Below are 24,466 nucleotides of genomic sequence, written 5' to 3' on the forward strand. Positions count from 1 at the left end.
GCATGGGGGCGGGCGAGTACGTCTCGGTCAGCACCCAGCGCGACTCCGAGCTCGCGCTGCTCGAGAAGGAGCGGCGCGAGCTGCGCGAGGAGCCCGAGGCCGAGCTCGCCGAGCTCGCCGGTCTCTACGCCGCCAAGGGCCTCTCTGACGAGCTCGCGCTCGAGGTCGCGACCGCGCTCACGGCGCAGGACGCCCTCGCTGCGCACGCCGAGGTCGAGCTCGGCATCGACCCCGACGACATCACCAGCCCCGTGCACGCCGCGTGGGCGTCGATGCTCTCCTTCACGATCGGCGCCATGCTGCCGCTGCTCACGATCATCCTGGGCTCCGATGCGCTGCGGGTGTGGCTGACCGTCGGCGTCGTGGTGGTCGCGCTCGCCGTCACCGGCTGGGTCAGCGCGCGGCTCGGCTACAGCGACCCCCGCCGCGCGCTCGTGCGCAACGTGCTCGGCGGCCTGTTCGCGATGGCCGTCACCTACGGCATCGGCTCCGCGCTGGGCACCCAGATCGGTTGATCCACGTCGACCCGCCCGAAACTTCCGGGCGGGTCGACGTGCCCTGTCGACAAATCGCGTTGACCCGTCGTGAAGTTTCGGGCGGGTCAACGTGGGATCGACGGGCATAGGTTGGCGCGATGAGGATGTTCGTGGCGCTCGTGCCGCCGGCGCACGCGGTCGAGCACCTCGACGCGTTCCTCGAGCCGCGGCGTGCTGCTGCGGCCTTCCGGTGGGCGGGGGTCGAGCAGCTGCACGTGACGCTGGCGTTCCTGGCCGAGGTCGAGGAGCGGCGGCTCGACGACCTCCTCGAGCGGCTCGAGCGCGCGGCCGCCAGGCGCCGTACGTTCGCGACCGCGATCGCCGGCGGCGGAGCCTTCCCGAACGTCGGGCGGGCGCGGGTCCTGTGGGCGGGTCTCGACCTCGACGAGGGCGGCCGCACCGAGCTCGACCGGCTCGCCACCGGCTGCCGGGCGGCGGCCAACCGCGCGGGCGTCCCGGCCGACGGGCAGCGGTTCCGGCCCCACGTCACCCTCGCGCGGGTCGGGCAGCCGACCGAGGTGACCAGCTGGGTGCGGCTCCTGGACGGGTACGCCGGGCCCGCGTGGCAGGCCGACCGGGTCGAGCTGGTGGCGTCGTACCTCGGCGAGGGCCCCCGGGGCCGGCCCCGCTACGAGACGGTCGCCGAGCTGCCGCTGGGACGCTAGGGCCGGCCCGGACGCGCCTCGGGCGCAGCCCCCAGCCGGCGCAGCGCGTCGAGCAGGGCGGCGTCCGGACCCTCGCCCCCGGAGCGCAGCTCCTCGACCACGGCCGCGGGCAGCGCGTCGAGACCGCGGACCTCCTCGTGGAGGCGCTCCATCGTCGCGTCGAGGGCGTCGGCCGTCTCGGCGGCGTCGTGCAGCCCCTCGAGCAGCTCGGCGGGGACGTCGCGGCGGTACTTGTAGTAGATCTTGTGCTCGAGGCTGGCCCAGAAGTCCATCGCGATCGTGCGGAACTGCACCTCCACGAGCACCGGCACCGGCCCCTCGGAGAGGAACACCGGCACCTCCACCAGGGCGTGGAGGCTCCGGTAGCCGTTGGGCTTGGGGCGGGCGATGTAGTCGCGCACCTCGATCGTCGAGATGTCCTGCTGCTCGACGAGCATGTCGAAGACCCGGTAGACGTCGGAGACGAAGCTGCACACCACCCGGACGCCCGCGATGTCGGTGATCACCGACCGGATCTCGTCGAACGTGGGGATCTCGTCCGGCCCGCCGTCGAGGCGGACGCCCTTGCGGCGGAGCTTGTCGACCAGGCTCTCGGGCGACTTCAGCCGCGACGAGACCGACTCGATCGGGTTGTAGTCGTGGAGGTGGGTGAACTCGTCGCGCAGGATGTTGAGCTTCGTGACGATCTCGTCCATCCCGAAGCGGTGCTCGAGCATGAACCGGCGGAAGTCCTCGCCGGACGGGCTCTTCGCCGTCTCGCTCACCCGTCCAGCGTACGGAGGCCGGCTCGGCGCCGTCCCAGAGCCCTGGCCGCCGCGACCCGGTCACCGCACCAGTCGTGGTCGTCCAGACCACTGAGCGGCGCGCGCGACGTCACACGAGACGTCGCGCGCCCTGCGTCGTTGAAGGAGGCATGAGCGACGACGACGAGCGGCTCGGCCTCCCCGACGGGCACCGGTACGACGCTCCCGAGTCCGACGAGACCCGGGCCGGCAAGGAGTGGGCCTACGCGATCCTCGGCATCCTCGTGCTCGTGCTGCTCGTGCTGATCGCGACCGGGACGGTGCAGATCTTCCCGGGGTGAGGCGGGTGTCGGTGCCGGGTCAGCTTCCCCGGCTGGCCGGGGACACCGTCGGTGGAGCGTCAGCCCGCGATGCCGTAGAGCCGGTCGCCGGCGTCACCGAGGCCGGGGACGATGTAGCCCTTCTCGTTGAGGCGCTCGTCCATGGCCGCGGTCACGACGGTGACGGGCACGTCGAGGCCCTCGAGCTCACGCTCGAGGCGGGCGCATCCCTCGGGGGCGGCCAGCAGGCAGATCGCGGTGATGTGGTCGGCTCCGCGGTCGGTGAGGAACCGGATCGCCGCGGCGAGCGTGCCGCCGGTCGCGAGCATCGGGTCGAGGACGTAGCACTGGCGGCCCTGGAGGTCCTCGGGGAGGCGCTCGGCGTACGTCGAGGCCTCCAGCGTGTCCTCGTTGCGCACCATCCCGAGGAAGCCCACCTCGGCGGTCGGCAGCAGCCGCATCATGCCGTCGAGCATCCCCAGCCCGGCCCGGAGGATCGGCACCACCAGCGGCTTCGGGGTGGCGAGCGAGACGCCCGTGGTCGGCGCCACCGGGGTCACGATGTCGTGGGGCGTGACGCGGACGTCGCGGGTCGCCTCGTAGGCGAGCAGCGTGACGAGCTCGTCGGCCAACCGCCGGAACGTCGGCGAGTCGGTCTCGGCATCGCGCAGGTGGGTGAGCTTGTGGGCGACGAGCGGGTGGTCGACGACATGCGTGCGCATGGTCCGAACCCTAGTGGAGGTGCGCCGAAAGGGGGTTGGCCGCATCCTCGTGGTCTGCCACCCTGGAAGACGACTGCGTGGATCTCCGGGCAGTCGCGATGCCGCAACCGGACGGAGGTGGGGCCATGACCGACCAGGTCGACGGGGTGGACTTCGCCCTCGCCGCCTACCGCGAGGACGGCGCGTGGACGGTCGCCGAGCTCGCGCACGACGTGCTCGAGGACATCGACACGCTGGCCGCTGCCCTGCGCCGGTTCCCCGGCGACGGCGGGGCGGTCGGGATGGTCGCCATCGACGAGGACTTCTTCGTGGTCGTCCGGGTCGCCGGACCCACCACCCGGGTCCTGCTCTCCGACATCACCGCCGCCGACGAGTGGGAGCTCGCCGGCTCGGCGGTCGACTTCCTCGGCCTGCCGATGCCCGAGGACGAGGACGACCAGGTGCCCGCCGGTGACCTCGACCTCCTCGGCGACCTCGGCATGCACGCGATGGACATGGGCGTGCTGCTCGACGACTTCGACCTCTACCCCGACGAGATGCTCTCCGACGTCGCGCGCCGCCTCGGCTTCGGCGAGCTCTTCGACGACGCGGTCGGTCTCACCTCCGCGTGAGCGCGGCCCGCTGGGACGGCCCGATGGGGGTCGCCCTCGACGAGGCGCGTGCCGCGCTCGCGACCGGCGACGTGCCGATCGGCGCGGTCGTCCTGGCCCCGGACGGTACGCCGGTCGCGCGTGGTCGCAACGTCCGTGAGGCCGAGCACGACCCGACGGGGCACGCCGAGGTGGTCGCCCTGCGTGCCGCCGCGCGTGCCCGCGGGGAGTGGCGGCTCGACGGCCACACCCTGGTCGTGACGCTCGAGCCGTGCACGATGTGCGCCGGAGCGGCCGTGCTCAGCCGGGTCGAGCGGGTGGTCTTCGGTGCGTGGGACCCCAAGGCCGGCGCGGTGGGCAGCCTGTGGGACGTCGTCCGTGACCGTCGGCTCAACCACCGGCCCGAGGTCGTGACCGGGGTGCTGGCGGCGGAGTCGGCCGCGTTGCTCGGGGAGTTCTTCGCCGAGCAGCGCTGACCCGCGCAGCGACCGTCACCACACCGTCGGAGCATCTCCCCAAAACGCGGACTCCTACGGCGACACGCTCGGCTGGAGCGTCGACCACGACCAGGTCGTCTCCCCCGAGCTGAGGTTCGTGCAGGTGACCCCGCCCGGGTCCGCCTGCTCGATCTGCTTCGGCGTCGGGCTCGACATGATGCCGACGGGCTCGTCGCAGTTCATCCAGGTCGTCGTGGACGACGCGGACGCCGCCCTCGCCGAGCTGCGCGGACGCGGGGTTCCCTGCGCGGCGTCGACGAGCAGCCGTGGGGCCGGTTCGTCTACTTCTCCGATCCGGACGGCAACCGCTGGGCGCTGCAGCAGATCGTCCGGCCCGCCTGACCGACCTCGCGGGACCGGTCAGGACCGGGACTCGTAGCGAGACAGCGTCACGCCGTCGGGGAAGGTCCGCGTCTCCACCAGGTCCAGGCTCACCCTGCTGTCCAGGGCGCTGAAGAACGGCGTGCCGCCGCCGACCAGCACCGGGTGGGTGACCACGTCGTACTCATCGACCAGGCCGGCACGCATCGCTGCGCCCGCCAGGGTGGCGCCGCCGATCTCCATCGGTGCGCCGCCCTCGGCCTTGAGCCGGGCGATCTCGGCGACGGCGTCGCCGGTGACCAGACGGGCGTTCCCCTCGACCCGTGCGAGGGTCGAGGAGAACACGACCTTGGGGGTGCGCTGCCAGATGCGCGCGAACTCGGCCTCGACCGGCGTGACGTCCGGCTGCTGGTCGGCGGTCGGCCAGTGCGCGCTCATCAGCTCCCAGAGCTTGCGGCCGTAGAGCGACACCGCGACCTCGCGCGCTCGGTCGTTGAACCACTGGTGCAGCTCGACGCTCGGCACGCCCCAGGAGATGTCGTCCCCGGGTGCGGCGATGTAGCCGTCCAGGGACACGTTCATCGAGTAGATCAGCTTCCGCACCGGGTCAGCCCCTCATCGGTCGGGTCGGTCTCTGGTGGTGGTGACCCCGCCGATGCCGGGAACTCATCGCCGAGCCTGCCGGCGACGCCCGCCCGGCTCGTCCCGCCAGCGGTGGGAGCGTGCCCATGATCCCTGTCACAGCGCCTCAGGTCGACCCTGGCGAAGTCGACGGGGTCTTCGACACGTGAAGAGGTGGCGTTCCGGGCGCACACCGATCGAGCGAGAGAGTGGGCGGGCGTGGCAGTCCGGACGACGTGGCGCGACCTCGGTCTGCGCGTGAAGGTGATCGCAGGTGTCCTGGCGGTGGCCCTGACGGGGACCGCGGCGGTGGCGGCGGTGGCGATGAGCGGCATGAGGACGATGAACTCCGCCGCGGTGCGGATCGACACCCAGGGGGCGCAGGTCCTGGCGGCCGTCGGCGCCGTGCGGGCCGACGTGGTGTCCACCGAGATGGTGGTCCACGAGCTGATGGTCGCGATCGCCACCGGCGACGACACCAACGGCATGGCCCAGGAGATCGTCGACCACCTCGACGCCGCCCGCGAGGGCATCGAGCAGGTGCGGGCCCCGGCGCTCGCCGACGAGGCGCAGCGCTTCCTCGACGCCTGGGCGGCGTACGACGCCGCGATCCGCGACACCGTCCTCCCGCTCCTGGCGCAGGGTGACGTCCCCGGTGCCGGTCAGGCCATGTTCGACGGGTCGGACTCTCACTTCGACGACGCGACCAGCGCCGTGCAGGACCTGTCGGCGGCCTCGGCCGCGATCGCGGCCGGCGAGCGCCGCAACGCGGACGGTGAGTACTCCAGCACCAGGACCCGCCTCGTCCTCGCCGCGCTCGCCGTCGCTGCGCTCGCGGTGGGGGCCGCGCTGGTCATCGCGCGGGAGATCAGCAGGCCCATCAAGGCCTCCGTGCAGGCCCTGAGCCTCGTCGCGCGGGGCGACCTGACCCAGCGGGTGCGGGTGGCCTCACGCGACGAGCTGGGTCAGCTGGGCGAAGCCCTCAACGAGACGGTGGATGCCACCGCCGAGAGCGTCCGCCAGGTGCGGCGCTCCTCCGATCTGCTGGCGGACGTGTCCCGGCGACTCTCCGACCTGTCGGGGGAGCTGGGCGAGTCGGCCGAGCGGACGCGCAGCGAGGCGGTCGCGGTCGGGGCTGCGGCCCACCAGGTCTCGACCAGCACGGTCGAGGCGGCCCACGGTGCCGAGGAGGCGCGGGCCGCGGTGGCGGAGATCGCGGCCAGCGGCGGCGCCGCGGCGGCGTCCGCGTCGGACGCCGTCCACCGGGTCCGCGAGACCGCCGAGACCGTCAGCTCCCTGGAGGAGCGGTCGTCGGCGATCACTGCGATCGTCCGGGTCATCAACGCGGTGGCCGACCAGACCCACCTCCTGGCGTTGAACGCCACCATCGAGGCGGCTCGCGCGGGCCGGGCCGGCGCCGGGTTCGCGGTCGTCGCGGCCGAGGTCAAGGCGCTGGCCCAGCAGACCGGCGAGGCCACCCAGGACATCGCCACCAAGATCGCGGACATCCAGCACGACGTGGCCCTCGCATCCGACGCGATCGCGAGCATCTCCGAGGTGGTCGAGCAGGTGGACCGGATGTCCTCGACGATGAGCTCCGCGGTCGAGGAGCACTCGGCGACCTCGCTGGAGATGACCCGGTCGATGAGCGAGGCGGCGACCGGGTCCGAGCAGATCACCCGGGCGGCGGGCCTGGTGGTCGACGAGGCGAGCGGTACGGCGGCGGCGGCCGGGACGGTGCGGCACGCCTCGGTCGAGCTCGACGGGGTGGCAGGTCAGCTCGCGAGCTGCATCAGCCACTTCCGCGTCGCCGAGCTGGACGACCGGTCGAGCTGAGCGGCCCGCTCAGACGTCGACGGACTCGCTACCCCCGCCGCCGGCGTGCTCCGTGCCCGGCTCGCCCTCCTCGGCCGTCTCGGGCGGCCCCTCGGTGCGGGTCTCCTCCTCCTCGACCGCGGCCATGATCGCCGCGATCCGCTGCTGGTCGGCGGCCGACGGAAAGCCCCACCCGGGCTCGTAGCCGTAGACCTCGTCGAGCAGCCGGCCCCCGCTGAGGTTGTCGATGATCTCCACGTCGCGGGGGCCGATCAGGCCGGGGTGCTCGACGCCGCAGGTCTCGGCGACCTTGAGCAGGTCGCGGCGCAGGGTCTTGACGTAGTTGGCGACCCGCTCGGACTTCTCGTCCGGGTCCAGCCCGTGGGCGAGCCACGGATGCTGGGTCGCGACGCCGGTCGGGCACTCGCCGGTGTGGCACTTCTGGGCCTGGACGCAGCCCACGGCCAGCATCGCCTCCCGCCCGACGTTGACCATGTCCGCCCCGAGGGCGAAGGCGACGACGGCGTTGTCCGGGAGGCCGAGCTTGCCGGAGCCGATGAAGACGACGTCCTCATGCAGGCCGCGCCGGGCGAACTCGCCGTACACCCGTGAGAAGCCGAGCCGGAACGGCAGCGACACGGCGTCGGTGAAGATCAGCGGCGACGCTCCCGTGCCGCCCTCGCCGCCGTCGATCGTCACGAAGTCGACGCCGCGCTCCCCGGCCGCCATGGCCTCGGTCAGCTCGACCCAGAACCCCATGTCGCCCACGGCCGACTTGATGCCGACCGGCAGGCCGGTCTCGTCGGCGAGCAGCTCGACGAAGTCGAGCAGCGAGTCCACGTCGTCGAACTCCGCGTGCCGCGACGGGCTGAGGCAGTCGACGCCGGCCGGCACGCCACGGGTCTCGGCGATCTCCTCGGACACCTTCGGGCCGGGCAGCACGCCCCCGAGGCCGGGCTTGGCGCCCTGGCTGAGCTTGATCTCGAGCGCCCGGATCGGCGCACGCTCCACGAGCTCCTTCAGCTTCGGGAGGCTGAAGCGGCCTCCGTCGTCGCGGCAGCCGAAGTACGCCGTACCGATCTGGAACACCAGGTCGGCCCCGTGGTGGTGGTAGGTCGAGACCGCGCCCTCGCCGGTGTTGTGCAGGCAGCCGGCCGTCGCGGCCCCGCGGTTGATCGCCTCGACGGCGTTGCCCGAGAGCGACCCGAAGCTCATGCCGGAGATGTTCACGACCGACGCCGGCCGGAACGCGTGCCGCCGCCCGCGCGCCCCGCCGAGCACCTTCGCCGCAGGCAGGTGCGCCTCCTGCCCGACCGAGCCGTGCGTGGGGAAGGAGCGGCCGAACGTGCGGTGGTGGACGATGACGTTGCCGCTGGTGTGCTCGAGGTCGTTGTCGGTGCCGAACCCGAAGTAGTTGTTCTGCAGCTTGGCCGAGGCGTAGACCCAGCGCCGCTGGTCGCGGCTGAACGGTCGCTCCTCGTCGTTGCTCGCGACGATGTACTGCCGCAGCTCCGGGCCGATCGACTCCAGCCAGTAGCGCGCATGCCCGACGACGGGGAAGTTGCGCAGGATCGCGTGCCGCTTCTGCAGCAGGTCGTGGGCCGCGAGGGCGCCGAGCGCGGCGGCGGGGAGGGCGGCGAGCGTGGCTTTCCTCATGGCGAGCCCGTACCCACCCGTCGGCAGACGACGCAGCGGGTGCTCGACGTGGTGGACTGGGCCCGTGAAGAGGCAGCTTCCCCGCCGGCGCGACCTCGCCCCCCTGCTGCGGTTCCGTACGCCGGAGCTCTCCGCCAAGCAGCGGCGCCTGCGCGACGCCCTGACGATCGAGGACCTGCGGGTCGCAGCGAAGCGGCGCACCCCGCGGGCACCGTTCGACTACACCGACGGCGCGGCGGACGGCGAGGTGTCACTGGCCCGGGCCCGGCAGGCGTTCCGCGACGTGCAGTTCAACCCCGGGGTGCTGCGCGACGTCGCGACGGTCGACACCTCCCGTGAGGTGCTGGGTCGACGGGCGGCTCTGCCGTTCGGGATCGCGCCCACCGGGTTCACCCGGATGATGCACGCCGAGGGGGAGGTCGCCGGCGCGAGCGCTGCCGCCGCGGCCGGCATCCCGTTCGCCCTGTCCACGATGGGCACCACCTCGATCGAGGACGTCGCCGCGGCCGCGCCCGGTGGGCGCCACTGGTTCCAGCTGTACATGTGGAAGGACCGCGACCGGTCGATGGCGCTGGTCGAGCGCGCCGCGCGGGCCGGGTACGACACGCTGCTGGTCACCGTCGACGTCCCGGTCGCGGGTGCCCGGCTGCGCGACGTGCGCAACGGCATGACGATCCCGCCCACGCTCACCCCGCGCACGGTCCTCAACGCGATCCCGCGTCCGGGATGGTGGTTCGACTTCCTCACCACCGAGCCGCTGGCGTTCGCCTCGCTCGACTCCTGGTCGGGGACGGTGGCCGACCTGCTCGACACGATGTTCGACCCGACGGTGACGTTCGAGGACCTCTCCTGGATCAAGGAGCAGTGGCCCGGCCGGGTCGTCGTCAAGGGCGTGCAGTCGGTCGACGACGCCCGCCGGGTCACCGACCTCGGCGCGGACGCCGTGCTGCTCTCCAACCACGGCGGGCGCCAGCTCGACCGGGCGCCGGTGCCGTTCCACCTGCTGCCCGACGTCGTCGCGGCCGTGGGCGACCGGGTCGAGGTGCACCTCGACACCGGCATCATGTCCGGCCAGGACGTCGTGGCCGCGCTCGCCCACGGCGCCCGGTTCACGATGGTCGGCCGGGCCTACCTCTACGGTCTGATGGCGGGCGGACGCGACGGCGTCGACCGCGCGCTCGAGATCCTGCGCGGCCAGGTGGAGCGGACGATGCGACTGCTGGGCGTGCAGTCGCTCGACGAGCTGGAGCCGGGACACGTGACCCAGCTCGAGCGGCTGGTGCCGCGGCGGCGCTGATCGGGGACGGCCGGCGCCGCTGCGTGACGCCGGTCACCCGCGAGTGACGGACGCCACGCGAGGTCGTTGGACCTCACATGACCCGGTTCCGCAGGCTCAGCTGCCGACTCGCCGCCGCCCTCGTCGCCGGTGCCCTCCTGGGTCCGGCCCCGGCGATCTCCTCCGTCGTGCCCCGCGCCCACGGTGCGCCGGCCGTGCGGTCGGACTGGACGCCGCGCCCCGAGATCTACCCCGGCACGGTGACGCGCAAGGATCTCGCGATCCCGATGTCCGACGGCGTCGTGCTGCGCGGTGACCTTGAGCTGCCCGCCGACGAGAACGGCGAGCCGGTGCGCGGCCGGTTCCCGGTGATCGTCACGATCACCGCCTACAACAAGGCCGCCGGCAGCTTCAGCGGCGGGCTCACCGGCGGCAGCCCGAGCTACCTCGTGCAGCGCGGCTACGCCCAGCTCACAGTCGATGCCCGCGGGACCGGCAGCTCCGAGGGGCAGTGGGCGGCGTTCAGCCGCCGCGAGGACAAGGACGCCGGCGAGATCGTCGAGTGGGCCCACTCGCGCACGCGGCCGTGGAGCAACGGCAAGGTGGGCATGAGCGGGCCGTCGTACCTCGGCATGAGCCAGATCTTCGCTGCGGGCTCGCGCCCCGCGGGACTCAAGGCGATCTTCCCGCAGGTGCCGGCCGCCGACGTCTACCGCGACGTCGTCGCCTCCGGTGGCCAGATCGACGTGGGCTTCATCCCGCTGTGGCTCGGCCTGGTGACCGGGACCAGCGTGGTCCCGCCGGCGGTCGCCGCGACCGACCCCCAGTCCGGGTTCGGTGCGCTCGTCGACCACCTGACGGCGGCCGCGACCTTCACGATCCCGCTGATGCTCAAGGCGCTCACCGGCGGCGAGGAGGCGTACGACGGGCCGTTCTACCGCGACCGGTCCCCGGACCGCGTGATCGACCGGGTGCAGGTGCCGACGTTCCTCGTCGGCGGCGAGTTCGACATCTTCCAGCGCGGGACCCCGCTGCTCTTCGAGAACCTCGAGCGCCGCGGCGTCCCGGTGAAGATGATCATCGGGCCGTGGAACCACCTCGAGGGCTCCTCCGCCGCCGACATCGACCAGGCCGGCTACGGCTCGCTCAGCGAGCTGCAGCTGCGGTGGTTCGACCGCTACGTGCGCGGCGTCCCCGACCCGACGCTCGACGCCGACATCCCGCCGATCACCTACTACGAGCAGGGCAGCGGCCGCTGGACGCACGCGCGTGAGTGGATGGGCGACCAGCACGCCGAGACGTTCCGGCTCTCGGGCTCCGCGGCCGTGGGTGGCGGCATCGGCGTCCTGACCCAGGGCGCGGCCGTCGACGGCCGCGCGATCGTGCCGCCGGTGCCGGTCTCCGGGCTGTGCACGCGTTCGACCGCGCAGTGGATGGCCGGGCTGCCCTCGACCGTGCTCGACGGGTTGCCGTGCTGGGAGGACAACGCGCCCAACGACAAGACCGGCGTGGTCTTCCAGACCGAGCCGCTCACCGCGCCCCTGCGCCTGCGCGGCCCGATCAACGCCCGGCTCTTCACCTCCAGCCCGTCGGGCGACGGCATGCTCTCGGTGTCGGTCTCCGACGTCGCACCCGACGGCAGCGTCACCCGCCTGACCGGCGGCTGGCAGGTCATCTCGCACCGCGCGCTCGACCGGGACCGCACCCGCTACCTCGACGGTTCGGTGATCCAGCCGTTCCACCCGTTCACGCGCGCGGCGAAGAAGTCGCTCGCGCCCGGAGAGGTCGCGCCCGTCGACGTCGAGGTCTTCCCGACGGCCGCTCGGCTCGCCCCCGGTCACCGGCTGCGGATCGCCATCCAGGCCTTCGACGCCCCGCACCTGCTGCCCACGGTGCCGGACCTGCCGACCACCCTGGTGCCGCTCACCGTCCGCACCGGCCCGCTGTGGCCCTCGGTGCTGACGATCCCGGCGCTCTGAGGGCATCCGGGCCGATGAGTACGGCGGCCGGACCGGGTCGGTCCGAGCATGGAGACCATCGACTTCGGACCGGCGACCACCGCGGTGGCCGCCCTCGTGCGCGGTGTGCGGGACGACCAGCTCGCTGAGCCGACCCCGTGCCCGGCGTTCACCGTCGCGGACCTGCTGGACCACCTGAGCATGCTGGCGGACGCCTTCGCCCGGTCGGCGCGCAAGGAGCGGCTGCCCGGCGACGGCGCCCCCGTCGTCGACGGGTCGCGGCTCCCCGAGGACTGGCGCACGGAGATCGCCACGCGGCTGGCCGCTCTCGCCGACGCGTGGCGCGACCCGGCGGCGTACACCGGAACGACCCAGGCCGGACCGATCGAGATGCCTGCCGAGGTCGCGGCGCTGGTCGCGCTCGACGAGGTGGTCGTGCACGGCTGGGACCTCGCCCGGGCGACCGGCCAGCCCTACGAGCCCGACGTTCGTTCCGTCCTCGCCAGCCTCGCGTTCGCCGAGAGCTTCCAGGTGCCGCCCGACGTGCCGGGCGGCGGGCCGTTCGGACCGCCCGTCGCGGTGCCTGCGGACGCGCCCGCTCTCGACCGGCTGGTCGGGGCGACCGGCCGGGACCCGTCCTGGAAGCCGTGACGGATTTCGTCGCGACGCACGCGCTCCGGTACTCTCTCCGGCGGTGGCGTGTCCGAGCGGCCTAAGGAGAACGCCTCGAAAGCGTTTGTGGGTGCAAGCCCACCGAGGGTTCAAATCCCTCCGCCACCGCCAGTGATGTCCCAGGACATCCGAAACCCGGTGAACCGACAGGTTCACCGGGTTTCGTCGTCCTCCGGTGGTTTGTGGGGCGCCCCGGTGGGCGACGAGGGAAGTACCAGGGCGCCGTCGACCGATGATCTTTCGAGGCGGTGCCACCTCTACCGAGCGGAGGACATCGGACGTGGACGTCGGTCACAAGCTGAAGCAGGACAAGGCGGAGAAGCATGCCGCCAAGCTGGCTTCGGCGCTCGCGGACGGTGAAGAGATCGTCTTCATGGGCATCTGCAACAACCTGAGGCCGACGGTGGATCGCCTCATCGTGACCAACCAGCGGCTGCTGGCCGCCCACAGCATGGATGCGGCGCCCAAGTGGGAGTCGAGCCACACCCTGCTCCTCGACGTGGGCTTCAACCAGAAGAAGCAGACGGTCACCGTCCACACGGCCAACGGGGCCGAGCAGGTCTTCAAGATGGTGCGCCCCGAGGACCACGACACGATCCGCGCGCACCTCAACGCCTTCCGGTCCGAGCGCCTCGCGGGCACCGGCATCGCCGACGACGTGCGCAAGGACCTCGCGGAGAGCGCGGCGGCAGCGGCGGTGGAGGCCGCGGCGCCCACCACGCTCCAGGCGAAGGCCATCGCCGAGGGGTTCCCCGAGAAGCACCGCCACCTCGTCGAGCCTCTCCTGGCCCACCTGGACAGCGCTGCGCAGGCCGCTGCGCGCGGGGACGTCCCTGCGGAGGAACGGGCGATCTGGGACGGCAGGCAGCTGGCCAGGAAGGCGGGCCTGATCGCCGTCAAGGGACCCAAGTGGTACGACGAGCGGGTGCTGGAGCGTGCGCGGCGGGGGGACCTGCGACGTGGCGCTGACCTGCTCGGCATCGTGGGCGCGGACCTCACGATCATGAGCGATCGCATCGTCCAGCGGGGCAGGGCCTACGTCCTCGACGCGGACGTCCGCGCCTCCGTCGAGGTCGACGGTCAGATCCTGCAGTCGTCGCGCCCGACCATGACCCGCATGGCCTTCGGCTCCATCCTCCCCGGCTCGGCCCTTCTCGTGGGCCTGGCGATGCCGAAGACGGAGACGAAGGACAGCCGACGGGCCCAGTTCATCCTCGTGCATCCCGCGTGGCGCATCGAAGAGCGCCTCGACCCCGACAACGCCCACCAGCTGACCGGACTGGCCGGCCAGGTCAACGCGATCGCCGAGAGCCGACAGCGCCGCGAGGCGTCGGCCGCCGCGAGCCAGGTCGCGGCACCCGCGACCCCGGAGGCGGCCGCGCGGGCGGAGACCTCCACGCCCGGTGGACTGGCCGAGGAGTTGACGAAGCTCGCGTCCCTGCGGGACGCGGGCATCCTCACCGACGAGGAGTTCGCTGCCGCCAAGGCACGGCTGCTCACCTGACGGCGACCCCGGACCGAGCGGACGTCGACCGTCCGACCCGGCCCGCTCGGAGACTGGCCCCCGGGACCGCGCTGCGGAGCGGGGGCCGATCTCGTCGTGTCAATAGGTGAAGCGTCCGACCTGCTGGCGCAGCTCGGAAGCCATCCGGGCGAGCTCCTGGGCGGCCTGGCTGGTCGAGTCCGCCGCGGTCGTGGTCTCGTCGGCTGCGGTGGCCACGCCGCTGATGCTCGCCGCGATGTGCGTCGAGCCGGTGGCGGCGTCCGCGACGTTGCGCGACATCTCGTTGGTGGTGGCGGTCTGCTCCTCCACCGCGGAGGCGATGGTGGCCTGGGAGTCGTTGATCTTGTTGATGATCTCGGAGATCCCGCCGATCGCGGTGACCGCGGCCTCGGAGTTGGCCTGGATCGCCTCGACCCGGCGGCTGATGTCCTCCGTGGCGCGGGCGGTCTCCTGGGCGAGCTCCTTGACCTCGTTGGCGACGACCGCGAAGCCCTTGCCGGCCTCGCCGGCGCGGGCGGCCTCGATGGTGGCGTTGAGGGCGAGGAGGTTGGTCTGCTCGGCGATCGAGGTGATCACCTTCACCACGCTGCCGATCTCGCTCGACGCGGAGCCGAGCTCGGTCACCGTCGCGGTCGTCTCCTCGGTCACGCGCACGGCCTCGGCGGCGATGCCGGCGGCGGAGGCCGCGTTGTGGGCGATCTCGCGGATCGAGGCCGACATCTCCTCGGTTCCCGCCGCGACCGTCTGCACGCTCTGCGAGACCTGCTCGGCGGCGGAGGAGACCACGCCGGCCTCGGTGGCCGAGCTGGTGGCCGACGCCGACATCTGCGTCGAGACGCTCGAGAGCTCCTCGGAGGCCGAGGACAGGGCGATCGCGTTCTGGTCGATCCCGCGCATCGACTCCTGCAGCGTGGTCAGCGCCTCGTTGAGGGCCCCGGCCATCTGGCCGACCTCGTCGCGGCTGTCGACGTCGAGCCGCTCCTCGAGGTGCCCGGCCGCGACCTTCTGGAGCACGGCCACGGCCTTGCGCAGCGGGTTGGCGACCATGGCGCCCAGGACCAGGGTGAGCGCGACACCCATCCCGATCGCCAGGGCGATCATGGCGATGATGAGCAGCCGCGAGGAGCGGTAGGCGTCCTGGGCCTCGGCGACCGCCCGGGCGGCGGCCTTGGTCTCCAGGTCCGAGATGGCGGAGATCTCCTCGGTGAGCGTCGCCGCGGGACCGGCGATGCTCTCGGCCCGGACCTGGTTGAACGTCGCCACGTCGTTGGCCGTGGCGGCGGGCAGGAGCTTGGCGTCGCGCGCCGTCCGGTAGGCGTCCAGCGCCTCGTCGATCGCAGCCAGGTGGGTGCTGGTGCCCGGTGTCGGGTCCGAGCCGCGGTACTTCGCGAGCAGGTCGTCGATGGTCGTGTCGAGGTCGGAGACCTCACCCTTGAGCTTGTCCATGGCCGCGGGGTCCTCGGTGACCAGCACGTCCATGGTCGTGAAGCGCATGTTCAGCGTCGCCGCGTCCACGCCTGCCATGAGCTGGATGCTCGTGAGGTTGTTGCCGTAGACGCTCTCGAGGCGGTCCTGGGTCGCGCCCAGCCGGGTCACGCCGAGCACGCCGACGGCGAGGACCACGAGCGTCATCACGGTGAAGCCCGCGGTGAGCTTCAGACGAGTGCTCAGGTCTCGGACGCGAGGGACGCCTCCGCGCCCGCGACGTACCGGTGCTGATGAGGGGGTGGGGGTGCTCACGTGTATCTCCTCCAAGGCATGGCAGACGTGCTGCCGTCATGGCCATCCCGAGAGCGGGGGTCTCACAGGCGGTGGCTCCGAGCCACCGCGGCCTCTCCACCCCCGATGTCGGCGACCGGGTGGCCCCGGACAAGTGATCCGGGCCACGAGGTGGCCAAGGACCCGGCGGGATCGAGGCGTTGGGCACCCGCTCGCGCACCGCCGTCCCGCACGGTTGGGGACCTTCTCCTCTGGCGGGTGGCCCGGGTGGGTGTCTCGCTGAGGAGACAGGGACGACGACACCGAGGAGGGACCATGCACACCCAGACCTGGTCGGTGGAGATCTTCATCGGGGAGCACGACGGCAAGACGCGCGCCGAGGCACGGCTGTCGACCGAGCCCTCCGCAGCCACGCTCACCGGATGGGGCATCGCCCGGCTCAACCCGGCCGACCCCGAGGTGCCGGAGATCGGCAGCGAGCTCGCCGCCGCGCGGGCGCTCGCGGACCTCGCGCACCAGCTGCTCGAGACGGCCGCGGTCGACATCGGCGCGGTCACGCGCAAGCCGGTCCACCTCGCGCACTGAGGCCGCGGCCTCCGTGCGGGCCCACCGCCCGCCGCTCCCGGCCCCTCACGCAGCGGGCCGGGTCGGCGGTCCTGTGCTCTCAGCCCTCGCCGCTCCGGTGCTCGAGGTGCTGGACGTGCGCGTCCGGGCCGGGGTAGGTGAGGGACTCGTGCCCGTTGTCGGCCCAGCGGACCAGGTACGGCGGGGCGCCGTCCTTGCCGCGGACCTCGATGATCTCGCCGTCGCGGAGCGGCTCGCCGACGTGGTTGCCCTGGATGACGAGTCGATCGCCCGTGGTCGCGTGCATGGTGGCTCCTTCCGAGGTCGGTCCTGATCCGACGCTAGGAGGGCCGGGACCCGCCCGGGAGGGGAGAGGTGCCCGCGTGGACCGTGACCTTGGCCCCGGTGCACCGAGCGGGCGCGGTCAGTCCGGGCCGGGCGCGTGCACGAAGTGCTGGATCCAGGTCTCCGGACCCGGGTAGGTCAGCGACACGTGGCCGTCGTCGGTCCACCGGACGAGGTACGGCGGCGCGCCGTCGTCACCGCGCACGGCGATGATCTCGCCGTCGCGCAACGGGTCGCCGGCGCGGCTGCCCTGGACGAGCAACCGGTCGCCCTTGATCGCGTACATGCACGTTCCCTTTCGAGCTCAGTCGTACCTGACGCTAGGCGAGTGCCGATGGCGGCAGGCAGGGCCGGGCGCCCCCGAGATCCGAGACCTTCGCCCCTGCACACGAGGGCCTCCGGCGAGGTGTGATGTGACCACGGCGAGAGGAGCCGTCAGAAGGAATCGGACCGCGAGAACCGGACGCAAGCCCGGGCACCGGCCCCGACCACAGCCGTGTCATACGGCAGGGCTCCTCTCGCCGTTCGCCTGCCCGGACGGCCCCACTCCCGTCAGGGGCGGCCTGGTGGAATGTCCGCCATGGTCTGCTTCGAGTTCGAGGGCAAGCGCCCCACCGTCCATCCCGAGGCCTTCGTCGCCCCGACCGCCACGCTGATCGGCGACGTGACCGTCGAGCGCGGCGCGAGCGTCTGGTACGGCGCGGTGCTGCGCGCCGACATCTGCACGATCGTGGTGCGCGAGGGCGCCAACGTGCAGGACAACTCGGTGCTCCACGCGGCGCCCGGAGAGACGCTCGTGATCGGCCGCGACGCGACGATCGGCCACGGCTGCGTGGTCCACTGCCGCGAGGTGGGCGAGCAGGCCCTGGTCGGCAACGGCTCCACGCTGCTCGACCACGCGGTCATCGGTCCCCGGACCCTGGTCGCGGCTGGTTCGGTCGTCACGCCGGGCACCGAGCTGCCCGGCGGGATGGTGGCCGCGGGCGTCCCCGCCCGGCCCACCAAGCCCATCGAGGGGACGTCCTCGGAGTTCTGGGTCGAGCAGAACCCGCCGTACTACCGCGAGCTCGCGCAGCGGCACGCCGCTGGAGCCGTCGAGGTCGAGGCGGACCGGGCATGACCGTCCGGGTGGAGGTCGACGGTCCGGTGACCACGGTGGTGCTCGACCGACCCGAGGCTCGCAACGCGGTCGACGGACCGACGGCCGCGGCGCTCGCCGAGGCTTTCCGCGCGTTCGACGCCGACCCGAGCCGGCGCGTCGCGGTGCTGTACGGCGACGGCGGCACGTTCTGCGCCGGCGCCGACCTCAAGGCGATCGGCACCGAGCGCGGCAACCGCGTGGATGAGATCGGTCAGGGAGCGGACGGCCCGATGGGCCCGACGCGCATGCGACTCACCAAGCCGGTGATCGCCGCGATCGAGGGGCACGCCGTCGCCGGCGGCCTCGAGCTCGCGCTGTGGTGCGACCTGCGGGTGGCGGCGGGTGACGCCGTGCTGGGCGTCTTCTGCCGGCGGTGGGGCGTGCCGCTCATCGACGGTGGCACGGTGCGGCTGCCGCGCCTGATCGGGACCAGCCGGGCGATGGACCTGATCCTGACCGGCCGCCCGGTCGACGCGTGGGACGCCGAGCGGATGGGGCTGGTCAACCGGGTGGTGCCGGTCGGTCAGGCGCGGGTCGAGGCCGAGGCCCTCGCGCACACGCTCGCCGCGCTGCCGCAGGAGTGCCTGCGCCAGGACCGGCTCTCGGTGCTCGAGCAGGAGGGGCTCACCGAGGAGGACGCCCTGGCCGGCGAGCTGCGCCACGGCCTGGTCTCCCTCGCGTCCGGAGCGCTCGACGGTGCCGCCCGGTTCGCGTCCGGCGAGGGGCGCCACGGGGCGTCCTGAGATCGCGGCCCTACCGCGCCGGAGGCTCGTCGAGACACACCGCGACGAGCTTCGCCGCGCCGTGGCGGGTGTAGATCCGCCAGCCGGTGTCGAAGTCGACGAACCTCAGGGAGCCGGCGGCCGAACGGACCAGGGCCGAGGTGGGCTGACGGTCCGGTCCGAAGCCCGCCGCTGAGCACTCGTGACGGATCAGCTTGCGGGCGAGGGCCGGGTCGGCCGCCGACTGCTGGTCGGCGTCCGCGAGTGTGGAGCCGGACCGTCCGGCAGCCGTGTCGGGCCCGGTGCCCAGCGCGAGCACGGCCATCGTGCCGACGACGGCGACCTTGACCGCTCCGCACGCCAGGCGCGCCGAAGCAGGGAGTCGGTGGGGCATGCGTGTGCTCCTCCTGTGACAGTCCGCCGCGCGCCGCCCCCCAGGTGGCGCGCGTCCCTCTCCCACCACGGACAACGAGGGGACCCGGCTGAGGTGACGGAGCAACGGATCGGGTAGCGCGGCTCACATCCGTGCCCCGCCGGCTGTCGAGATGGGTGAGGATGTCGACCATGCCTTCGTCACCCACGTGGTTCGCCACGCCTGCCGACGCCGCGGCCCGCCTCGCGGGGGCGGGCTACCTCGCCGACGGCGCGACCGCCACGACGGCGTACCTCGCCGGGGCGCTCGAGAAGCCCCTGCTCGTCGAGGGTCCGGCCGGCGTCGGCAAGACCGAGCTGGCCAAGGCGGTCGCGCGGGTGAGCGGCGCCGAGCTGGTGCGCCTGCAGTGCTACGAGGGCCTCGACGAGGCGCGGGCGCTGTACGAGTGGAACTACAAGAAGCAGCTGCTCCGGATCCAGTCTGCCTCCGTCAGCCGAGAGGCGACCGCAACCACAACTCGTGCAGGAGCGGCAGAGGGGTGGGACGAGAGCATCTTCACCGAGGAGTTCCTGCTGACGCGGCCGCTGCTGACCGCGATCCGGCGCGAGGAGCCGACGGTCCTGCTCATCGACGAGGTCGACAAGACCGACGTGGAGGTGGAGGGGCTGCTGCTCGAGGTCCTCTCCGACTTCCAGGTCACGATCCCCGAGCTCGGGACCGTCAGTGCCGCCCGGCGGCCGTACGTCGTGCTGACCTCCAACGCCACCCGTGAGCTGTCCGAGGCCGTCAAGCGACGCTGCCTCTACCTCCACCTGGACTACCCCGACGCCGAGCGCGAGCGCGAGATCGTCACCTCCCAGGTGCCCGACCTCGAGGAGCGGGTCGCGGCCCAGCTGGTCGCCACGATCACCCGGCTGCGCGAGCTGGACCTCAAGAAGGCCCCGTCGATCGCGGAGTCGGTCGACTGGGCACGCACGCTCCTCGCTCTCGAGATCGGCGACCTCGACGACGCGGCCATCACCGCGACCCTCGGCGTCGTCCTCAAGCACGCGTCCGACCAGGCGCGGGCCGTCAAGGAGCTCCGGCTCCGGGCCTGAGGCACCCATGAGTCTCGTCGACCGGCACATCGCGTTCCTGGAGGCCCTGCGGGGCGCCGGGATGTCGGTGTCGCTCGCCGAGGACCTCGACGCCATCCGGGCCCTGCGCGCGCTCGAGTGGGACGACCGCGCCACCGTGCGGGCGGGGTACGCCGCCACGCTGGTGAAGAAGCAGTCGCAGCGGCCCACGTTCGATGCGCTGTTCGACGTCTACTTCCCCCGCATGGTCGGCGACGGGGCAGCGGCGCTCGCGGCGCAGGAGAGCGACGGGGCCGGCGACGCGGGCGCGGTGCGCGACAACGCCGAGGCCCTCGCGGCCTTCCGTGACCAGGTGGCCGAGGCGCTGGCCGAGGGCGACGAGCAGGCGCTGGTCGAGCTGGCCGCCGAGATGATCGCCCGGTTCGGCGCGATGCCGGGCCGCGGGCCGGGGCTGTCGTCGTGGTCGGCGTACACGGCCCTGCAGCGGGTCGCGCCGGCCGAGCTGACCGACCGGATCCTCGCCGCGCTGCTCGCCGAGGGCCGCGCGGAGGACCAGGCACGTCGCGAGGCCGCCCGGCGGATCGGGTCGTTCACCGCGCTGGTGGAGGGCGACGCGCGACGCCGGATCGCGGAGGAGAAGGGCCCCGACCACGTCGCGAACGTCGCCGTCCGGCCCGCGATCGACCGGCTCGACTTCACCGCGGCACGCAAGGCCGACCTCGAGGAGATGCGGCGCGAGATCTACCCGCTGGCGCGCCGGCTCGCCACCCGCTTGACCCAGGAGCACCATGCGCGGCGGCGGGGCCCGCTCGACTTCCGGCGTACGGTCCGGGCCTCGATGTCGACCGGCGGGGTCCCGCTCGTCACCCACCACAAGCCCAAGCGGCCGCACCGCACCGAGCTGGTGGTGCTCTGCGACGTGAGCGGGTCGGTGGCCAACTTCGCGCAGTTCACGCTGCTGCTGGTCTATGCGCTGCGCGACCAGTTCGAGAAGGTGCGGGCCTTCACGTTCATCGACCACGTCCACGAGGTCACGGGCTACTTCACCCCCGGCGCCGATCCGGGAGACGTGATGGCCGACCTGGCGGCGAGCACGGCGTACGCCGCGTTGTGGGGGCGCACGAACTACGGCCGCGCGCTGGTGAAGTTCGAGGAGCAGTACGCCGACGCTCTCGGGCCCAAGTCGTCGCTGCTGATCCTCGGGGACGCCCGGTCCAACTACAGCGACCTCCACCTCGACGTGCTGAAGCGGCTCGCGGGCTCGGCCCGGCACGCCTGGTGGCTCAACCCCGAGCACCGGCGGCACTGGGACACCGGCGACTCGGCCGCGGGCAGGTACGGCGAGGTCGTGCCGATGGTGGAGTGCCGCAACCTCACCCAGCTCGGCGAGCTCGTCCACGATCTGGCGTGAGCCGGTCACGGCTGCCGCACGATCTGGTAGACGTGCGTCGCCACCGCGCCCGCGCCGTCGCCGAGGAAGCCGGCGGCGTGCAGGCTCGCGAGCTGCTCCTGCACCGACGGGTCGCTCGACGCGTCGGCGGCGGCTGCGCCGGCGATGTAGTGGGGATAGCCGTGGGCGTCGAGGATGCCGGTGGGGCCGTCGTCGAAGGTGACGGTCGCCTGCTGGACCGAGTCGGGGTTGGGCGCTCCGTCGACCAGCGGCACGACGTCGCCGTGGTGCTCGAGGGAGAGCACGTGGCTGCCGACCGGGAAGCCGTCGACCTGGGCGGTCGGCGAGCCTGCGGTGACGACATGGGTGACGTTGAACCCGTCGCCGCCCTGGCCCAGGATCGCGGCGGCCTCCATGCCGCCGAGGGAGTGCCCGACGAGCAGCACCGGGTCGCCGGCGCCGACGCCTGCCTGGGCCATCGCCTCGAGGATGCCCTGCTGGTAGGCCGTCTGGTGGCCGGACGCCGAGACGAGGTCGGTGGCCAGGTCGCGGATGTCGCCGTCCTGGGTCCACGGCAGCGTGACCATGTCGTCGGTGCCGGGGAGGTAGACGATGTGGCGCACGTCGTCGGTGCCGGCGTCGAGCGTCTGGATCTCGATCGTGCCGTTGAGGGATGAGTCGGGCGTGGGCGAGAGGTCGGCGACGCCGGACAGGTGGGTGATGAGCCCGGTGAGGTCCCCCGGCTGTGCGGGGTCGGCGCCGCCCGGAGGGTGCACCTCGGTGACGTCCGCGGGTCCGTCGGGGCCGTAGAGCAGCGCGAGCAGGCCGGCGCCCGACCCGCTGTCGGGCACGGTGAGCGGGACGCCGAGGGGGCCGCCCGGGGCCAGCGGCGTGGTGCCGTCCCACAGGCCCTCGAGCAGACCGCCACCCCCGTTGGCGACGTGCTCGACGACGCCGGGATGGCCCACCACCCAGTCCTCGACCCAGTCCTCGACGTCGCGCCAGGCGCTCGGAGGGACCAGCGGGAGGGTGGCCGCGACCACGGGCAGGACGGCCGGGGCGGTGGCGCCGAGCGTGAACCCGGCCGCCCGGCCGATCGCGTGGTCGATCTGGTCGAGGGCCGACTCCACGAGCGCGTCGGCGGTCTCGAAGCCGGCGAGCACCGCCCGCACCGACACCGCGTCGAGCTCCCATCCGCACGACCCCACCAGCACCCCGTCGGGCCCGGTTGTCGCGGCGAGGACCGCGCACTCGGCCTCGGCGAACGTCAGCGGCGCGAGCAGGGCGGACTCGACGAGGTCGGGGTCGGCCAACGTGCGGGCCCCCAGCCCGGCCCACCCCCGCAGCCGGTCGCCGGCCTCGTCGTAGGCCTCGGCCAGCGCGCGGACCGCGGCGTACGTCGCCGCCACCCCGGCGGACCCGCCGGTGACCGAGACGATCTCGGCGCTCACGAGCAGGCCCCGGGGCGCGTCATCGGCCGGCCCCGGGCAGCCCGGGCAGCCCGGGCAGCCCGGGCAGCTCGACGTCGAGCCAGGCTCTGCTCCCGTGGGGCGGCGGCACGAACCCGTGCAGCCAGTCGGTCAGCGGGTCGGGGAGCAGGTGGTGGCGAAGGGTGTCGATCGCGCCGTCGATGGCGCCCCCGACGCTCTCGAGGAGGCGGTGGAAGCGGCGCTCGATCGCGGCGATCAGGTCCTGGAGCCGGTCGACCTCGCGGGCGTGCCGGTCGAGGGCCTCCGCCGCGTCGTCGTGCAGCACCGCCGTGCGGCGCAGCGCGCCGGCCCGCTCGCGGACGTGGCGGCGCAGGGCGTCGGCCGCGAGGCCCTCCCACGGCACCTGCTCGGTGCGTGCGGCGAGCCGGTCGGCCATCGCGCGGAGCTCGTCGGCCCGCTCGCGCAGCCGGTCGGCGAGCGCCCTGATCGCGGTGGTGTCGCCGTACATCGCAGCCCCCTCTCGACGGCCCGGGTGGGCCTGCAGGAAGGGTCGCCGGGCGGCGGCTGTGGAGAAACCTCAGCGGTCGAGGGCTGTGGAGAGCCGCTCCAGTGCGGCCTCGATCTCGGCCCCGGGGCCGGCGAAGCTGAGCCGGATCGACCGCGGCCCGTCGACGGTGTCGAAGTCGACGCCCGGCGCGACGGCGACACCCGTGCGCGCGAGCAGGTCGTGCGCGAACCGCATCGAGTCGTCGGTGAGGTGACCGATGTCGGCGTACACGTAGAACGCGCCGTCGGCGGGAGCCAGGTCGGTGATGCCGAGCCGGGGCAGCCCCTCGAGCAGGATCCGGCGGTTGTCGGCGTAGCGCGCGACGTGGCCGTCGAGCTCGGCGTACGACGCGTCGTCGAACGCCGCGAGGCACGCGCGCTGCGCGATCACCGGCGGGCAGATCGTGAAGTTGCCGGTCAGCACGTCCACCGCGCGCCGCAGCCGCCGGGGGACCAGCATCCAGCCGATCCGCCAGCCGGTCATCGAGAAGTACTTGGAGAAGCTCGAGAACACGACCGCCTCACGGCTGGTCTCCCAGGCGCTGCGCGCCATCGGCTCGCCGCCGGTCAGCGGCGCGTACTCGATGCCGTGGTAGATCTCGTCGCTGATCAGCTGGATCCGCTCGGCCTCGCAGTACGTCGCGAGCGCCGCCAGTTCGGTCGGGAGCAGCATGGTGCCGGTCGGGTTGGCGGGGCTCGCGACGACCAGGCCCCGGATGTCCCCGAGCTCCTGGAGCTGGTCGACGGTCGGCTGGAACCGGGTCTCCGGGCCGGTCGGGATCTCGACCACCTCGCAGCCCAGTGCGGAGAGCACGTTGCGGTAGCAGGGGTAGCCGGGCCGAGCCATCGCCACCCGGTCGCCGACCTCGAACGCGGCGAGGAACGCCAGCAGGAACCCGCCGCTGCTGCCGGTCGTCACCACGACCTCGTCGGCGTCGACCTCGAAGCCGTGCATCCGTCGGTGGTGGCCGGCGATGGCCTCGCGCAGCTCCAGGATCCCGGAGGCCGGGGTGTAGCCCAGCGGGTCACCGGAGTCGAGCAGCCGCTTGGCCTCCTCGCGCACCGGCGCCGGCGCGCCGGTCATCGGCTGGCCCGCCAGCAGGTTGAGCACGTCTCCGTGGGTCCGCTGCCGCTCCGCCGACGCCGCCAGCAGGTCCATGACGTGGAACGGCGGGACGTTGGCTCTCGACGCGACCTGGAACCTGCTCACGGCTCGACCCTACGGCGGGCGCCGGAGGTCGAGCTCGTCGAGACCCCCGCAGCC

Annotated in this window: 27 protein-coding genes and 1 tRNA gene; 16 read left to right on the forward strand and 12 right to left on the reverse strand. The window is 73.1% G+C overall.

All coding sequences use genetic code 11. The annotated features are described in order from the left end of the window. The coding region (locus Q0L15_RS09430; RefSeq protein ID WP_296603885.1) for a VIT1/CCC1 transporter family protein at positions 1–515 on the forward strand (515 nt) is incomplete at its 5' end. A gap of 119 nt (positions 516–634) precedes the next feature. Beyond that, complete coding sequence (gene thpR, locus Q0L15_RS09435) at positions 635–1,201, forward strand: RNA 2',3'-cyclic phosphodiesterase (protein WP_296603886.1); 567 nt, start codon at positions 635–637, stop codon at positions 1,199–1,201. Here thpR and Q0L15_RS09440 read toward each other — a convergent pair. Next, positions 1,198–1,965 carry a GTP pyrophosphokinase family protein gene (locus tag Q0L15_RS09440; protein WP_296603887.1) on the reverse strand — a complete coding sequence of 256 codons (768 nt, stop codon included), beginning with the start codon at positions 1,963–1,965 and terminating at the stop codon, positions 1,198–1,200. The two genes, thpR and Q0L15_RS09440, sit on opposite strands and share 4 nt — an antisense overlap. Before the next feature lie 149 nt (positions 1,966–2,114). Between Q0L15_RS09440 and Q0L15_RS09445 the strand changes: the two genes are divergently transcribed. Then, positions 2,115–2,285, forward strand: coding sequence for a hypothetical protein (locus tag Q0L15_RS09445; RefSeq protein ID WP_296603888.1), 171 nt, complete (start codon positions 2,115–2,117; stop codon positions 2,283–2,285). Between the two features lie 59 nt (positions 2,286–2,344). Here the strand turns inward: Q0L15_RS09445 and upp are convergent, their stop codons facing one another. Further along, entirely contained in the window at positions 2,345–2,986 is a 642-nt protein-coding gene (gene upp / locus Q0L15_RS09450; RefSeq protein ID WP_296603890.1) for a uracil phosphoribosyltransferase, read from the reverse strand. A 125-nt stretch (positions 2,987–3,111) separates the two neighbouring features. On the opposite strand from upp, the gene Q0L15_RS09455 reads away from it, so the two are divergent. Together Q0L15_RS09455 and Q0L15_RS09460 are read left to right on the forward strand one after the other, a co-directional pair. After that, positions 3,112–3,597, forward strand: a complete 486-nt coding sequence (locus Q0L15_RS09455) for a tRNA adenosine deaminase-associated protein (RefSeq protein ID WP_296603891.1) — start codon at positions 3,112–3,114, stop codon at positions 3,595–3,597. A 23-nt stretch (positions 3,598–3,620) separates the two neighbouring features. Beyond that, a complete protein-coding gene (locus Q0L15_RS09460) occupies positions 3,621–4,052 on the forward strand; it encodes a nucleoside deaminase (protein ID WP_296603938.1) in 432 nt (143 codons plus the stop codon). A 54-nt stretch (positions 4,053–4,106) separates the two neighbouring features. On the opposite strand, the gene Q0L15_RS09465 is transcribed toward Q0L15_RS09460, so the two are convergent. Further along, on the reverse strand, positions 4,107–4,256 hold the full coding sequence (locus Q0L15_RS09465; RefSeq protein WP_296603893.1) for a hypothetical protein: 150 nt from the start codon (positions 4,254–4,256) through the stop codon (positions 4,107–4,109). 177 nt (positions 4,257–4,433) lie between these two features. Then, complete coding sequence (locus tag Q0L15_RS09470; RefSeq protein WP_296603894.1) at positions 4,434–4,997, reverse strand: dihydrofolate reductase family protein; 564 nt, start codon at positions 4,995–4,997, stop codon at positions 4,434–4,436. A 237-nt stretch (positions 4,998–5,234) separates the two neighbouring features. On the opposite strand from Q0L15_RS09470, the gene Q0L15_RS09475 reads away from it, so the two are divergent. Further along, a complete protein-coding gene (locus tag Q0L15_RS09475) occupies positions 5,235–6,851 on the forward strand; it encodes a methyl-accepting chemotaxis protein (protein ID WP_296603895.1) in 1,617 nt (538 codons plus the stop codon). Between the two features lie 9 nt (positions 6,852–6,860). Here the strand turns inward: Q0L15_RS09475 and Q0L15_RS09480 are convergent, their stop codons facing one another. Further along, a complete protein-coding gene (locus Q0L15_RS09480) occupies positions 6,861–8,486 on the reverse strand; it encodes an FMN-binding glutamate synthase family protein (protein ID WP_296603896.1) in 1,626 nt (541 codons plus the stop codon). Between the two features lie 64 nt (positions 8,487–8,550). Here Q0L15_RS09480 and Q0L15_RS09485 point away from each other — a divergent pair, with 64 nt between their 5' ends. The 5 genes from Q0L15_RS09485 (at position 8,551) to Q0L15_RS09505 (ending at position 13,896) form a co-directional block, all read left to right on the forward strand. Next, a complete protein-coding gene (locus tag Q0L15_RS09485; RefSeq protein ID WP_296603897.1) occupies positions 8,551–9,783 on the forward strand; it encodes an alpha-hydroxy acid oxidase in 1,233 nt (410 codons plus the stop codon). 77 nt (positions 9,784–9,860) lie between these two features. Then, positions 9,861–11,741 carry a CocE/NonD family hydrolase gene (locus Q0L15_RS09490; protein WP_296603898.1) on the forward strand — a complete coding sequence of 627 codons (1,881 nt, stop codon included), beginning with the start codon at positions 9,861–9,863 and terminating at the stop codon, positions 11,739–11,741. A 48-nt stretch (positions 11,742–11,789) separates the two neighbouring features. Further along, positions 11,790–12,371, forward strand: coding sequence for a TIGR03086 family metal-binding protein (locus Q0L15_RS09495; RefSeq protein WP_296603900.1), 582 nt, complete (start codon positions 11,790–11,792; stop codon positions 12,369–12,371). A gap of 42 nt (positions 12,372–12,413) precedes the next feature. Beyond that, positions 12,414–12,503 (forward strand) — tRNA-Ser (locus tag Q0L15_RS09500). A 169-nt stretch (positions 12,504–12,672) separates the two neighbouring features. Further along, positions 12,673–13,896, forward strand: coding sequence for an SHOCT domain-containing protein (locus Q0L15_RS09505; protein WP_296603902.1), 1,224 nt, complete (start codon positions 12,673–12,675; stop codon positions 13,894–13,896). A gap of 99 nt (positions 13,897–13,995) precedes the next feature. Here Q0L15_RS09505 and Q0L15_RS09510 read toward each other — a convergent pair whose 3' ends face one another. Then, the gene (locus Q0L15_RS09510) at positions 13,996–15,636 is read right to left on the reverse strand and encodes a methyl-accepting chemotaxis protein (RefSeq protein WP_296603903.1); all 1,641 of its coding nucleotides are present in this window, start codon (positions 15,634–15,636) and stop codon (positions 13,996–13,998) included. Positions 15,637–15,930: 294 nt separating this feature from the next. On the opposite strand from Q0L15_RS09510, the gene Q0L15_RS09515 reads away from it, so the two are divergent. Beyond that, positions 15,931–16,200 carry a dsRBD fold-containing protein gene (locus Q0L15_RS09515; protein ID WP_296603905.1) on the forward strand — a complete coding sequence of 90 codons (270 nt, stop codon included), beginning with the start codon at positions 15,931–15,933 and terminating at the stop codon, positions 16,198–16,200. Between the two features lie 79 nt (positions 16,201–16,279). Here the strand turns inward: Q0L15_RS09515 and Q0L15_RS09520 are convergent, their stop codons facing one another. Beyond that, positions 16,280–16,486: a DUF1918 domain-containing protein gene (locus Q0L15_RS09520; protein WP_296603906.1), complete on the reverse strand. Its 207-nt coding sequence runs from the start codon at positions 16,484–16,486 to the stop codon at positions 16,280–16,282. Between the two features lie 117 nt (positions 16,487–16,603). After that, the gene (locus Q0L15_RS09525; protein WP_296603907.1) at positions 16,604–16,810 is read right to left on the reverse strand and encodes a DUF1918 domain-containing protein; all 207 of its coding nucleotides are present in this window, start codon (positions 16,808–16,810) and stop codon (positions 16,604–16,606) included. A 294-nt stretch (positions 16,811–17,104) separates the two neighbouring features. Here Q0L15_RS09525 and Q0L15_RS09530 point away from each other — a divergent pair, with 294 nt between their 5' ends. Both Q0L15_RS09530 and Q0L15_RS09535 read left to right on the forward strand, forming a co-directional pair. Next, positions 17,105–17,644 (forward strand): gamma carbonic anhydrase family protein, encoded by a 540-nt coding sequence (locus tag Q0L15_RS09530; protein ID WP_296603909.1) that lies wholly within the window; start codon positions 17,105–17,107, stop codon positions 17,642–17,644. Next, complete coding sequence (locus tag Q0L15_RS09535; protein WP_296603910.1) at positions 17,641–18,408, forward strand: crotonase/enoyl-CoA hydratase family protein; 768 nt, start codon at positions 17,641–17,643, stop codon at positions 18,406–18,408. Before Q0L15_RS09530 ends, Q0L15_RS09535 begins: the two co-directional genes overlap by 4 nt. 10 nt (positions 18,409–18,418) lie before the next feature. On the opposite strand, the gene Q0L15_RS09540 is transcribed toward Q0L15_RS09535, so the two are convergent. Then, positions 18,419–18,781 carry a hypothetical protein gene (locus Q0L15_RS09540; protein ID WP_296603912.1) on the reverse strand — a complete coding sequence of 121 codons (363 nt, stop codon included), beginning with the start codon at positions 18,779–18,781 and terminating at the stop codon, positions 18,419–18,421. Positions 18,782–18,951: 170 nt separating this feature from the next. Here Q0L15_RS09540 and Q0L15_RS09545 point away from each other — a divergent pair, with 170 nt between their 5' ends. Then, positions 18,952–19,857: a MoxR family ATPase gene (locus Q0L15_RS09545; protein WP_296603913.1), complete on the forward strand. Its 906-nt coding sequence runs from the start codon at positions 18,952–18,954 to the stop codon at positions 19,855–19,857. Between the two features lie 7 nt (positions 19,858–19,864). Then, positions 19,865–21,247, forward strand: coding sequence for a VWA domain-containing protein (locus tag Q0L15_RS09550; protein ID WP_296603914.1), 1,383 nt, complete (start codon positions 19,865–19,867; stop codon positions 21,245–21,247). Positions 21,248–21,252: 5 nt separating this feature from the next. On the opposite strand, the gene Q0L15_RS09555 is transcribed toward Q0L15_RS09550, so the two are convergent. The 3 genes from Q0L15_RS09555 to Q0L15_RS09565 form a co-directional block, all read right to left on the reverse strand. Beyond that, positions 21,253–22,677, reverse strand: a complete 1,425-nt coding sequence (locus Q0L15_RS09555) for a hypothetical protein (protein ID WP_296603916.1) — start codon at positions 22,675–22,677, stop codon at positions 21,253–21,255. A 19-nt stretch (positions 22,678–22,696) separates the two neighbouring features. After that, on the reverse strand, positions 22,697–23,164 hold the full coding sequence (locus Q0L15_RS09560) for a hypothetical protein (RefSeq protein WP_296603917.1): 468 nt from the start codon (positions 23,162–23,164) through the stop codon (positions 22,697–22,699). 69 nt (positions 23,165–23,233) lie between these two features. Beyond that, a complete protein-coding gene (locus Q0L15_RS09565; RefSeq protein ID WP_296603918.1) occupies positions 23,234–24,412 on the reverse strand; it encodes a pyridoxal phosphate-dependent aminotransferase in 1,179 nt (392 codons plus the stop codon). Between the last annotated feature and the right edge of the window lie 54 nt (positions 24,413–24,466).

The organism is Nocardioides sp. (assembly GCF_024509035.1).
Taxonomy (GTDB): domain Bacteria; phylum Actinomycetota; class Actinomycetes; order Propionibacteriales; family Nocardioidaceae; genus Nocardioides.

Coding starts and splice junctions, on each gene's coding strand:
- thpR (WP_296603886.1), top strand. CDS start 635: ATGAGGATGTTCGTGGCGCTCGTGCCGCCGGCGCACGCGGTCGAGCAC.
- Q0L15_RS09445 (WP_296603888.1), top strand. CDS start 2,115: ATGAGCGACGACGACGAGCGGCTCGGCCTCCCCGACGGGCACCGGTAC.
- upp (WP_296603890.1), bottom strand. CDS start 2,986: ATGCGCACGCATGTCGTCGACCACCCGCTCGTCGCCCACAAGCTCACC.
- Q0L15_RS09455 (WP_296603891.1), top strand. CDS start 3,112: ATGACCGACCAGGTCGACGGGGTGGACTTCGCCCTCGCCGCCTACCGC.
- Q0L15_RS09460 (WP_296603938.1), top strand. CDS start 3,621: ATGGGGGTCGCCCTCGACGAGGCGCGTGCCGCGCTCGCGACCGGCGAC.
- Q0L15_RS09465 (WP_296603893.1), bottom strand. CDS start 4,256: ATGAACTGCGACGAGCCCGTCGGCATCATGTCGAGCCCGACGCCGAAG.
- Q0L15_RS09480 (WP_296603896.1), bottom strand. CDS start 8,486: ATGAGGAAAGCCACGCTCGCCGCCCTCCCCGCCGCCGCGCTCGGCGCC.
- Q0L15_RS09490 (WP_296603898.1), top strand. CDS start 9,861: ATGACCCGGTTCCGCAGGCTCAGCTGCCGACTCGCCGCCGCCCTCGTC.
- Q0L15_RS09495 (WP_296603900.1), top strand. CDS start 11,790: ATGGAGACCATCGACTTCGGACCGGCGACCACCGCGGTGGCCGCCCTC.
- Q0L15_RS09515 (WP_296603905.1), top strand. CDS start 15,931: ATGCACACCCAGACCTGGTCGGTGGAGATCTTCATCGGGGAGCACGAC.
- Q0L15_RS09520 (WP_296603906.1), bottom strand. CDS start 16,486: ATGCACGCGACCACGGGCGATCGACTCGTCATCCAGGGCAACCACGTC.
- Q0L15_RS09525 (WP_296603907.1), bottom strand. CDS start 16,810: ATGTACGCGATCAAGGGCGACCGGTTGCTCGTCCAGGGCAGCCGCGCC.
- Q0L15_RS09530 (WP_296603909.1), top strand. CDS start 17,105: ATGGTCTGCTTCGAGTTCGAGGGCAAGCGCCCCACCGTCCATCCCGAG.
- Q0L15_RS09535 (WP_296603910.1), top strand. CDS start 17,641: ATGACCGTCCGGGTGGAGGTCGACGGTCCGGTGACCACGGTGGTGCTC.
- Q0L15_RS09540 (WP_296603912.1), bottom strand. CDS start 18,781: ATGCCCCACCGACTCCCTGCTTCGGCGCGCCTGGCGTGCGGAGCGGTC.
- Q0L15_RS09545 (WP_296603913.1), top strand. CDS start 18,952: ATGCCTTCGTCACCCACGTGGTTCGCCACGCCTGCCGACGCCGCGGCC.
- Q0L15_RS09550 (WP_296603914.1), top strand. CDS start 19,865: ATGAGTCTCGTCGACCGGCACATCGCGTTCCTGGAGGCCCTGCGGGGC.
- Q0L15_RS09560 (WP_296603917.1), bottom strand. CDS start 23,164: ATGTACGGCGACACCACCGCGATCAGGGCGCTCGCCGACCGGCTGCGC.